The sequence below is a fragment of the Phytobacter sp. V91 genome (genome assembly GCF_965644225.1).
Classification (GTDB): Bacteria; Pseudomonadota; Gammaproteobacteria; order Enterobacterales; family Enterobacteriaceae; genus CBFFRJ01.
This window is the reverse complement of sequence record NZ_CBFFRJ010000010.1, coordinates 28,421-39,051: the sequence shown is the minus strand read 5'-3', so window position 1 is coordinate 39,051 and position 10,631 is coordinate 28,421. Positions and strand designations below refer to the sequence as shown.

Annotated in this window: 12 protein-coding genes; 4 read left to right on the top strand and 8 right to left on the bottom strand. The window is 55.4% G+C overall.

Annotated elements, in window-relative coordinates:
* The first annotated feature begins 3 nt into the window (after window positions 1–3).
* From ACSZO4_RS03555 to ACSZO4_RS03540, 4 genes are all read left to right on the top strand, one after another.
* Window positions 4–1,548, top strand: a complete 1,545-nt coding sequence (locus ACSZO4_RS03555) for a PTS transporter subunit EIIC (protein ID WP_437887470.1) — start codon at window positions 4–6, stop codon at window positions 1,546–1,548.
* Window positions 1,549–1,560: 12 nt separating this feature from the next.
* Window positions 1,561–2,928 (top strand): 6-phospho-alpha-glucosidase, encoded by a 1,368-nt coding sequence (locus ACSZO4_RS03550; protein ID WP_437887492.1) that lies wholly within the window; start codon window positions 1,561–1,563, stop codon window positions 2,926–2,928.
* A 95-nt stretch (window positions 2,929–3,023) separates the two neighbouring features.
* Window positions 3,024–3,866, top strand: a complete 843-nt coding sequence (gene sseA, locus ACSZO4_RS03545; protein WP_437887469.1) for a 3-mercaptopyruvate sulfurtransferase — start codon at window positions 3,024–3,026, stop codon at window positions 3,864–3,866.
* On the top strand, window positions 3,867–4,640 hold the full coding sequence (locus ACSZO4_RS03540; RefSeq protein ID WP_437887468.1) for a MurR/RpiR family transcriptional regulator: 774 nt from the start codon (window positions 3,867–3,869) through the stop codon (window positions 4,638–4,640).
* Between the two features lie 13 nt (window positions 4,641–4,653).
* Here the strand turns inward: ACSZO4_RS03540 and sseB are convergent, their stop codons facing one another.
* From sseB to iscU, 8 genes are all read right to left on the bottom strand, one after another.
* Window positions 4,654–5,454 carry an enhanced serine sensitivity protein SseB gene (sseB, locus tag ACSZO4_RS03535; RefSeq protein ID WP_437887467.1) on the bottom strand — a complete coding sequence of 267 codons (801 nt, stop codon included), beginning with the start codon at window positions 5,452–5,454 and terminating at the stop codon, window positions 4,654–4,656.
* Window positions 5,455–5,545: 91 nt separating this feature from the next.
* Window positions 5,546–6,835: an aminopeptidase PepB gene (gene pepB / locus ACSZO4_RS03530; RefSeq protein ID WP_437887466.1), complete on the bottom strand. Its 1,290-nt coding sequence runs from the start codon at window positions 6,833–6,835 to the stop codon at window positions 5,546–5,548.
* Window positions 6,836–6,895: 60 nt separating this feature from the next.
* On the bottom strand, window positions 6,896–7,096 hold the full coding sequence (gene iscX / locus ACSZO4_RS03525; protein ID WP_437887465.1) for a Fe-S cluster assembly protein IscX: 201 nt from the start codon (window positions 7,094–7,096) through the stop codon (window positions 6,896–6,898).
* Between the two features lies 1 nt (window position 7,097).
* Window positions 7,098–7,433 (bottom strand): ISC system 2Fe-2S type ferredoxin, encoded by a 336-nt coding sequence (gene fdx, locus ACSZO4_RS03520; RefSeq protein WP_437887464.1) that lies wholly within the window; start codon window positions 7,431–7,433, stop codon window positions 7,098–7,100.
* 1 nt (window position 7,434) lies between these two features.
* Window positions 7,435–9,285 carry a Fe-S protein assembly chaperone HscA gene (hscA, locus tag ACSZO4_RS03515; protein ID WP_437887463.1) on the bottom strand — a complete coding sequence of 617 codons (1,851 nt, stop codon included), beginning with the start codon at window positions 9,283–9,285 and terminating at the stop codon, window positions 7,435–7,437.
* Between the two features lie 15 nt (window positions 9,286–9,300).
* On the bottom strand, window positions 9,301–9,816 hold the full coding sequence (hscB, locus tag ACSZO4_RS03510; RefSeq protein WP_437887462.1) for a co-chaperone HscB: 516 nt from the start codon (window positions 9,814–9,816) through the stop codon (window positions 9,301–9,303).
* A 66-nt stretch (window positions 9,817–9,882) separates the two neighbouring features.
* Window positions 9,883–10,206, bottom strand: coding sequence for an iron-sulfur cluster assembly protein IscA (iscA, locus tag ACSZO4_RS03505; protein ID WP_437887461.1), 324 nt, complete (start codon window positions 10,204–10,206; stop codon window positions 9,883–9,885).
* A 13-nt stretch (window positions 10,207–10,219) separates the two neighbouring features.
* Window positions 10,220–10,606, bottom strand: a complete 387-nt coding sequence (iscU, locus tag ACSZO4_RS03500; protein ID WP_003860661.1) for a Fe-S cluster assembly scaffold IscU — start codon at window positions 10,604–10,606, stop codon at window positions 10,220–10,222.
* Between the last annotated feature and the right edge of the window lie 25 nt (window positions 10,607–10,631).

The following is a 10,631-nucleotide window of genomic DNA, read 5'->3' as shown; positions in this document are numbered from 1 at the left end:
GTTATGAGCAGAGCCGTTAATGCCCTACAAAATTTCGGAAAGTCCCTCTTTGGTCCGGTATTGATTTTACCGATCGTCGGCTTGTTTATCGCCGTCGGTAATATTCTCGGTAATGGCAATCTGGCGGAATACCTGCCGTTTCTGGGCCATCCCGTGATTCAAAACAGCGGTCAGCTTATTGCCAAATCCGCCGTCTCGGTACTGGCAAACCTGGCGCTGGTCTTTGCCGTGGGCATCCCCATTGGCCTGGCCGCGCGCGATAAAGGCTACGCCGCGCTGATAGGCCTGGTGACCTTTATCGTGTTTATCAATGCCATGAACGTGACCCTGCAATTGCAAGGCGCGCTGGCGCCTGCGGCCGGAATGAAAGCCGCCGGGCAAAGTATGGTGCTGGGCGTGCAGGTTCTTGAGATGGGCGTCTTTGCCGGGATCCTTACCGGTGCCCTTGCCGGCTACTTTTACAACAAATACTCCGGGGTGCAGTTTTCCGGGGCGATGGCTATTTATTCAGGCCACTGTTTTGTCGCGATTATTATGTTGCCGGTCTCGATGGCGCTTGGCGTCATCATGAGCGAGCTGTGGCCCTTCGCTCAGCAGGGTATCAGTACGCTGGCTATGGCTATCAAAGGCGCCGGACCGTTTGGGGTCGCCGTTTATGGCTTCCTGGAACGCATTCTGGTTCCCACCGGCTTGCACCATCTGGTCTACACGCCGTTTCTCTATACCGAGCTGGGTGGCACCCAGGAGGTCTGTGGCTCTCTGTATCAGGGCGCACGCAATATTTACTTTGCGGAAATGGCCTGTCCGCAGGTGAAACAACTTAGCAATACCGTGGTCTGGGACGCGCGCGGCATCAGCAAAATGTTTGGCCTGCCCGCCGCCGCACTGGCGATGTATTTAACCGCTAAACCCGAGCGTAAAGCCGCGGCGAAAGCCATTTTAATCCCCGCCGCTCTGACCTCGATTCTGGTCGGCGTCACCGAACCTATCGAGTTCTCGTTCCTTTTCGTCGCTCCCCTGCTGTTTGTGGTGCACGCCATACTGACAGGCATCGGGATGATGCTGTTCTACCTGTTTGGCGTTCATGCGATTGGCGCCAACGGCGTTATCGATTTCATTCTCTATAACCTGCCGTTAGGGACTGAAAAATCCAACTGGCCGATGTACATCCTGGTTGGGCTGATAATGTTCGCCCTCTACTTCGTTATCTTCCGTTTCCTGATCCTGCGTTTTGATATGAAAACGCCTGGCCGGGAAGACGCCGAGGAGGAGACACGTCTGTACAGCAAGCAGGATTACCAGGCTAAAGGTAACAACGACGGGCTGGGCGAGGCGATTATCGAAGGGCTTGGCGGCCGCGCCAATATTGAGGTCGTGGATAACTGCTACACCCGCTTACGTGTGACGGTGAAAGATGTTGCCGCCCTCGACGAACCCCGGCTGAAAGCGACGGGGGCAAAAGCGGTCATCAAACAAGGCAATAACGTTCAGGTGGTCTACGGGCTGCATGTCAAAAAAATGCGAGAAGCTGTTGAGCTGTTTCTCTAAAGGAGACTGATGATGTTTACCCCCCCGTTTATTCTCTCTATTGCCGGTGGCGGCAGCACTTATACGCCAGGCATTGTGAAAAGCCTGATGGTACAACTGGCGCAATTCCCACTGGCGGAAATTCGCCTCTACGATATTGATGAAGCCCGGCAGAACACCATCGCGCCGGTAGTGGAAAAAGTACTGCGTGACCATAGCCAGAGCATCAAATTCACCGTCACCACGGACCCGGAGACAGCCTTTAGCGGCGCAAATTTTGTCTTTGCCCAGATGCGTGTCGGCCAGTACAAAATGCGTGAGCTGGATGAAAAAATTCCTCTGCGTCACGGCGTCGTCGGCCAGGAGACCTGCGGCCCAGGTGGGCTGGCTTACGGGCTGCGCACTATTTTACCGATGGTGGAGCTGATCGATTATGTCGATCGTTATGCCGATGAAAAAGCCTGGATTGTGAACTACTCCAACCCGGCCGCGATTGTTGCCGAGGGCGTACGCCGCCTGCGGCCTGAAGCACGGGTACTGAACATTTGCGATATGCCGGTTGCCGCGATGCGTAATATGGGGGCGGTGCTTGGCGTTGATCGTCATAAGCTGGAAGTGGATTATTTTGGCCTTAACCACTTCGGCTGGTTTACCCGCGTGCTGGTCAATGGCGAAGACAAATTGCCGCAACTGCGTGAGCATATTGCCCGCTTCGGCCTGCTGACCGAAGACGCAGCGCAAACCGATCCTCAGCATTCAGATCCCTCCTGGGTAAAAACCTGGCGCAACATTAAACCGGTGATGGATAACTTCCCGGACTACCTGCCGAATCCCTATTTACAGTACTACCTGATGCCCAACGAGATAGTGGAACATCAGGATCCCAATTACACCCGGGCCAATGAAGTGATGAATGGCCGCGAGAAAAAACTGTTTGCCGCCGCCGAAGCCTACCGACGGACCGGAGTGTTATCGGACGCATTCCACGTCGGCGTTCACGGTGAGTTTATTGTTGATGTAGCGCGTTCTCTGGCCTTCGATTTGCGCCAGCGCCATCTGGTGATTGTCGAAAATAAAGGGGCTATAGCCAACCTGCCGTACGATGCGATGGTTGAGGTTCCGGCTTACATCACCGCCGAAGGGGCGGAGCCGGTGCGCATGGGTTCCGTGCCGTTGTTCCACCAGACGCTGCTGATGCAACAGCTGGCCTCGGAGCAACTGCTGGTGGAAGCCACCATCGAAGGCAGTTATGAAAAAGCATTGCAGGCCTTTACCCTCAACCGCACGGTGCCTTCCATGCAGCATGCCAAAGCCATTCTTGACGAGATGATTGAGGCTAACCGCGATTACTGGCCTGCGCTGCAAAAAGCCTGGGAAAGCGGCAAAGCGGTACAAAAATAACGAGGAAAATCGCGCCTTTTGCGATGGTTGCTTGTCGGCTCAGGAAAAAACGTTAACAATTCAGGTTATTGTTGATGACCCGGAGGCAACCATCCATGTCCACCTCTTATTTTGTCTCAGCCGACTGGCTGACTGAACACATCGATGATCCGCACGTGCAAATCATCGATGCCCGCATGGCCCCGGCCGGCGTGGAAGATCGCGATATCGCCGCCGAATACCGTGCCGGGCACCTTACAGGCGCGGTTTTTTTCGATATTGAAGCCCTTTCCGATCACACCTCAAGCCTGCCCCATATGCTGCCGCGCCCGGAGGCGTTTGCCGTGGCCATGCGTGAGTTGGGCATCAGCCAGGATAAACATCTGGTGGTGTATGACGAAGGTAACCTTTTCTCCGCACCGCGCGCCTGGTGGATGCTGCGTTATTTTGGTGCCGAAAACGTCTCGATTCTGGCGGGAGGTCTTGCAGGCTGGCAACGCGATGAGCGCGCACTCCAGCAGGGCGAAGTTGTACCTGATGAGTCTGATTTTGAGGTGAAATTCGACTCATCGACGGTCAAACGTCTGACCGATGTGCTGCTGGTCAGCCATGAAGGTACTGCCCAAATCGTTGATGCGCGCCCGGCTCTACGCTTTAAGGGCGAGGCCGCTGAGCCACGCGCAGGTCTGAAACGGGGCCATATTCCGGGTGCGCGAAACGTCCCATGGGGCGACCTGGTGGTAAACGGCGAGCTGAAAACCACCGATGAACTGGCGGAGATCTTTGAACGTCAGGGCGTTGATTTGCAGGCGCCGATTATCGCCAGCTGCGGCTCCGGCGTTACCGCCTGCGTGGTTATTCTGGCGCTGGCTACCCTCGGATGCGAAAACGTCAGGCTATACGATGGATCCTGGAGTGAATGGGGCGCCCGGGACGACCTGCCTGTCGAACCGGCGTAAATGGATAACCGACTCGCTCCCCTGCTGACCCGTGGCGAATCACTCACACGGGCCGAATACCGGGTACTTGCCCATCTGACAGAGCATCCGCTGCTGGTGGGTAATATCACCGTGCGCTCTCTGGCGACAGCGACTTTCGTCTCTACCGCCACCATTATGCGGCTGTGTCAGAAGCTGGGCTTTAGCGGCTACAGTGAGTTCATCTGGCATTGTAAACAGCTGCTGAGCGGGACGCAGCATATCACCGGACAGCCCGTCACCGAACAGCACGCGATGCCCGAGCTGTTTCTTCAGTTTGTGGCCAACTATCAGCAGACTTTGCGGTGGGTGACGGAAGAAAAACGCCAGACTTTTGTCTCTTTGCTACGGGAAAAGGAGAGCTTCTTTCTCTATGGCGCGGGCTTTTCCTACATATTTGCCGAATACCTCACCAAGAAATTACAGGTGCTGGGCAAAACGGCGTTTATTTCCGGCCCCGGCGACAGTCGCAATATTTTTCTCAGCAATGCCTCGCGTTATCAGGTGTTTATTGCCGTCTCGCGCAGTGGTGAAACGGAACAAGTGCTCGATAAAGCCCGTATTGCTCAAAATGTCGGGATGACGGTCGTTGCCTTTACCCGTGCGTCGGCGAACCCGCTGGCAGGTCTGGCAGACCTGCATTTCGCCCTGTATGACGAAGCCGTCCATTTCGCCGCCGAGGCCTCAGGTGTGACCTCATTCGAATCGAATCTGGTGCTGTTGATGGATTTACTGCTACTGGAAGCGACGGGCTAAGCCCGTCACGTATTCAGATAATACGGTTGGTTTTCAGGTCACGCAGGAAACTGCCCCAGCGACGCTCATAGAAAGGGGTTATATGGTCAATCATAAAGTGGCTGACCCCTTTTTCCCCTTTCACTACCTGACAAATATCGACAGGCTCATCACCCGGCAGAGTATCCATCGCCACGCTGCCCGCCGCCTGGATAATCTCGTCGATATCCCCCTCGGCCTCAATACCAATCAACAGGTTTGATTCGGTATCGTTTTTCTCTTTGATCGAGCAGAGATAAGCACATTTAACGTTCTTAAAGGTTTTGAACAGGGTCGTAAGTGAATCGATCATCTGTGCCGGCGGCTCAGTGACTTCAGACAGCAGCAGCGATGTACCGCCTTCCAGCACTTCCTGCTCGCTCAGCGGGCTGCCCTCTTTTCCGACCAAATGGCTGATTTCGCGTGGCGTCAGCTCTTTGCCGGTAGGCAGTTTAGCGTTGAGAAAAAGGGTTTCCCCAAGGGTCATTTCAAACAGGGTTCGCGCGGGTAAAACCACAAAGGCCTGCTCAGTATCCACCGCCTGTTGCAACGCTTCCAGGGAGGTGAAAAAAGGAATGACCGACTCGCCGTCATCTTTTTCCCAGTGCTGAATATCCAGCGCACTGTCTTCAACGACCGATTTATCATCGGCTGCGGTACCCGGTACCCAGACGGTGGATTCCAGCAGCATGCGGAAAAAGGCCGGACGGTACGCAGGCTCGGTCGCCGCTTTTTCCAGCACCGTTTCCAGGTTTTCCGGCGCGTGGTGATGGTGATCGTTATCTGAATGGGACATAGCGTTAATGTTCGTCTTGAGCTGTTTGATACCCTCACCCCAGCCCTCTCCCACAGGGAGAGGGGGAAAATCAGTCAGGTGAGGGGAATAATTACTTACTGGTCAACAGATTCGCCAGGGCGCGCACGCCAAGCCCTGTTGCGCCCGCTGCCCATTGCTCCACACCCGCTTTGCGGTAGGTTGCAGAACAGTCGATATGCAGCCAGCCCTGCTGATAATTCTCAACAAAGTGAGAGAGGAAACCCGCCGCGGTGCTCGCCCCTGCCGGGAAAGCCGCACTGGCGGTATTGTTCAGTTCAGCAAAGTTTGACGGCAGCTGGTGGCGATGGAACTCTGCCAACGGCAGACGCCAGAAGGGTTCGTTCTCTGCCGCAGCACTTTTCAGCAGGCGGTTTGCCAGTTTGTCATCGAAGCTAAAGAGTGCGTGATAATCGTTACCCAACGCGGTTTTAGCTGCACCGGTCAGGGTGGCAGCATCGATGATAAGCTCTGGTTTCTGCGCACTGGCGTTAATCAGCCCATCCGCCAGCACCAGACGCCCTTCGGCATCGGTATTCATCACCTCAACCGTTTTGCCATTGCGGTAGCGAATAATATCGCCGAGCTTAAAGGCATTACCGCTGACCATGTTATCTGCACAGCACAGATACAGCTTCACGCGTTTTTTCAGGCCGCGGGTAATGGCAAACGCCAGCGCACCGGTCACCAGTGCCGCGCCGCCCATATCGGACTTCATGGAGTCCATAAACGCGGTTTGCTTGATGCTGTAACCACCGGAATCGAAGGTGATACCTTTGCCTACCAGACAGGCGTAAATCGGCGCGTCTTTGTCGCCGGTCGGGTTGAAATCCAGAGAGAGTAAAACCGGCGGACGTTCGGAGCCGCGCCCAACGGTATGAATACCAGCGTAGTTCTGCTCGCGCAGATCTTCACCCTTCACGATACGGTAGGAGACCGCATCGCCGCCGACCTCACTGAGCAGATCCACCGCACGCTGCGCCAGTTGCTCCGGCCCGAGATCTTCCGCAGGCGCATTGATGATGTCGCGTACCCAGTCGATGGTTTTCAGACGGTTGTCGAGTTCTTTTTGTCCGGCGTCATCCAGTACCGCCCACTCAATTTTCCGGCTGCCTTTTGGCCCTTTGTAACCCGCCCAGAACGCCCAACTGCGATCCGCATCCCAGCCTTCGCCGCAGAGGGCGACATGCTTGATGCCCATGCCGTCGATTTTGCGGGCTGCACGCTGAATCAGGCCGGTATCGTCTTTGCCATTCAGGTGCAGGGTGATGCCGTCGTTGTTGATACTGTAAGTCGCTTTCTCGCCCCAGCGCGCGTCCGCGCCCTGGGTCGTTAAGGTAATTTTCATCGCTTCTGTTGTCATTGTTTTGTCCTTTAGCGCATGGGATATGAAAACGGGCCGCCAGAAGGCAGCCCGTCGATATCAAGATGCTTCGTCTAACCAGACTAGCAGAATTGCCTCGAGAATTTTTTCGTTCGATGCGTTTGGCTCATCATCGAACTCTTCCAGATTGCAAATCCACTGGTGCATGTCGGTGAAGCGTACCGTCTTCGGATCGATGTCCGGGAAAGTATCATACAAGGCTTCGCCGATTTCGCGGCTGTCGGTCCATTTCAGTGACATCTTAGTGCTCCCGCGCATGGTTGATGGTGTAGCGTGGAATTTCCACCACCAGGTCTTCATCGGTCACGCGTGCCTGACAACTCAGACGGCTTTCCGGCTCCAGTCCCCAGGCTTTATCCAGCATGTCGTCTTCATCTTCGCTGCTCTCAGGCAGGGAATCGAATCCTTCACGCACAACGCAGTGACAGGTGGTACAGGCGCAGGACTTCTCACAGGCATGCTCAAGCTCAATGCCGCCACGCAGGGCCACATCAAGAATGGTTTCGCCGGTCTTTGCTTCCATAACTACGCCATCGGGACATAAGTCCTGATGAGGCAGAAAAACGATCTTTGGCATATTAAACCTCGTCGACGGAATGGCCTTTTAACGCGGTACGCACGGATTGATCCATACGGCGCGCGGCAAATTCCTGGGTTTGTTTGTCTACATTTTTAATGGCGTGTTCAATGGCGTCGGTATCACTGCCTTCGGCAACGGCAACCAGTTGCGCGATGGCGTCGTCAATGACCGCACGCTCTGCGGCGCTTAACAGCGCGGCATCTGTTGCCAGCGCACCGGTTAAACTCTCCAGTACGCGGGCGGCTTCCACTTGCTGTTCAGCGAGCATACGTGCTTTCACGTCCTGCTCAGCAAAGCTCATGGAATCTTTAATCATGGTGGCGATTTCGTTGTCGGTCAGGCCATACGACGGTTTCACCTGAATGGCGGCTTCCACGCCGGTGGATTTCTCCATCGCGGTAACGCTGAGCAGGCCGTCGGCATCCACCTGGAAGGTCACACGAATATGCGCCCCGCCCGCCGGCATCGCCGGAATACCACGCAGGGCAAAACGCGCCAGCGAACGGCAGTCCTGCACCAGCTCGCGTTCACCCTGCATCACATGGATAGACATCGCCGTCTGGCCGTCTTTAAAGGTGGTGAACTCCTGCGCACGCGCCACCGGGATAGTGGTATTACGCGGGATCACTTTCTCCACGAGACCGCCCATGGTTTCCAGCCCCAGCGACAGCGGGATAACGTCCAGCAGCAGCATATCGCTGTCAGGCTTGTTGCCCACCAGAATATCTGCCTGGATCGCCGCGCCAATCGCCACGACTTTGTCCGGATCGATGGAGGTCAGCGGCTGGCGGGCAAAGAATTCACCGACCCGTTCACGTACCAGCGGCACGCGGGTGGAGCCCCCCACCATCACCACTTCCAGCACGTCTTCGGCTTCAACGCCCGCATCTTTCAGCGCCCGGCGACACGACAGTAAAGTGCGTTTCACCAGCGTCGCGATCAGTTCTTCGAACTGCTCACGGGTCACGGTACCCTGCCAGCCTGCCACCTCAACGGTGACGGAAGGCGCATCGCTGAGCGCTATTTTTGCGGCGATTGCAGCGTCGAGCAACTCACGCTGCAAGCGGTTGTCGCCATGCGCGGGAAGCTTCGCCTGCTCACGAATAAAATCAGCCAGCAGATGGTCAAAATCATCGCCGCCGAGGGCCGAATCCCCGCCGGTCGCCAGCACTTCAAAGACCCCGCGGCTTAAGCGCAGGATAGATATATCAAAGGTGCCGCCGCCAAGATCGTAAACGGCGATCACGCCCTCTTTGCCGGAATCCAGACCGTAGGCTATCGCCGCGGCGGTGGGTTCGTTCAGCAAACGCAGGACATGCAGGCCAGCCAGACGTGCTGCGTCTTTGGTGCCCTGACGCTGGGCGTCATCAAAGTAAGCCGGGACGGTGATCACCACGCCATCCAGCTCACCGGAGAGCGAATCCTGGGCCCGCTTAGCGAGAGATTTCAGAATATCCGCAGAGACGCGGATCGGATTTACCAGACCGGCGTTGGTGGCGATCATCGGCAGACCATTTTCGCTGGCCTGTAGCTGATACGGCAGATGCGGATAGCGCGCCTGGATATCAGAAAGCGCCCGCCCCATCATGCGTTTTACCGAGCTGATGGTGTTAACCGGATCCTGCGCGGCATTGGCTCGCGCCTCGAAACCAACCTGATGGCCCTCGGCGTGATAATGCACGACGGAGGGTAATAAATGACGACCTGCGCTGTCGGCCAGGGTCTCCGCCTGACCACTGCGAACCGTCGCCACCAGAGAATTTGTGGTGCCTAAATCGATGCCTGCCGCCAGACGACGCTGATGCGGCGCGGCACTCAGACCAGGCTCACTGATTTGTAATAAGGCCATGATGTGCTTCCAAAATTAAAAACCGAGCAGTTTTTCTTCGAGTTGTTCTGTTGAGCTGCGCAGTTTATCCAGAAAACGCAGTTTACGCACGGTATCCGCCGCCAGATCCCAGCTTTCATGACTGAATTGTTCAACCATCAACTGATGGCGGGCGTCGTATATCTTTTTGACGCGCTGAGCAAAGGCATCCAGGCGTTCGGTATCCTGTGCGCTGCCTATTTCGTCCAGCTCTTCACGAAGTTCCAGTTGCTCCATCAGAAACGCGGTATCACGCACCGTGTGCTGCTCAGAAGTCAGGTCAAATCCGTGCAAAGAAAGCAGATATTCAGCACGCGCCAGCGGGTTACGCAGCGTTTGCCAGGCCTGATTGATGGTGGCGGATTGTTGCACCGACGCAAGTTGCTCCGCTGATGTGCCACTGGCGAATTTATCAGGATGATACTGGCGCTGGAGATCCTGAAAGCGGGTAGTCAGTGCCTGGATGTCGACTTGATATTGGGCGGATAACCCAAAGAGGGTGAAGTAATTCATAACAATCTCGGGGTAACCTGCTAAAACAAACCCCACACGGCGGTGGGGCTTATCGGTAACACGCGATTAAACGTTGAAGCTTTCGCCGCAACCGCACTCATCTTTAACGTTCGGGTTAGTAAACTTAAACCCTTCGTTCAGTCCTTCTTTCACGAAGTCCAGCTGTGTGCCATCGAGGAATTGCAGACTTTTACCATCGACAACGACCTTCACACCTTTATCTTCAAACACGGTATCTTCTGATTCCGGTTGGTCGACGAATTCCAGTACGTAGGCCATGCCAGAACAACCAGAGGTTCTGACCCCCAGACGCAGGCCAAAACCTTTACCACGGTTGGCCAGAAAGTTATTCACTCGCGCCGCAGCACTGTCGCTCAGGGTAATCGACATACAATGCCCTCAATTATTTCGCTTCACGTTTGCTTTTATAATCCGCAATGGCGGCTTTAATCGCATCTTCTGCCAGAATTGAGCAGTGGATTTTTACCGGCGGTAACTCCAGCTCTTCGGCGATATCGGTGTTCTTGATTGCCTGCGCTTCATCCAGGGATTTCCCCTTCACCCACTCGGTTACCAGTGAGCTGGAAGCGATAGCAGAACCGCAGCCGTAGGTCTTGAAGCGCGCGTCTTCAATGATACCCTCATTGTTGACTTTTATCTGCAACTTCATCACGTCGCCACAAGCCGGTGCACCCACCATGCCGCTGCCAACGCTCTCGTCGCTGTTGTCGAAAGAGCCCACGTTGCGCGGATTCTCATAATGATCGATTACTTTTTCGCTGTAAGCCATGTTCTGTTCTCCTGATTCCGCTGCC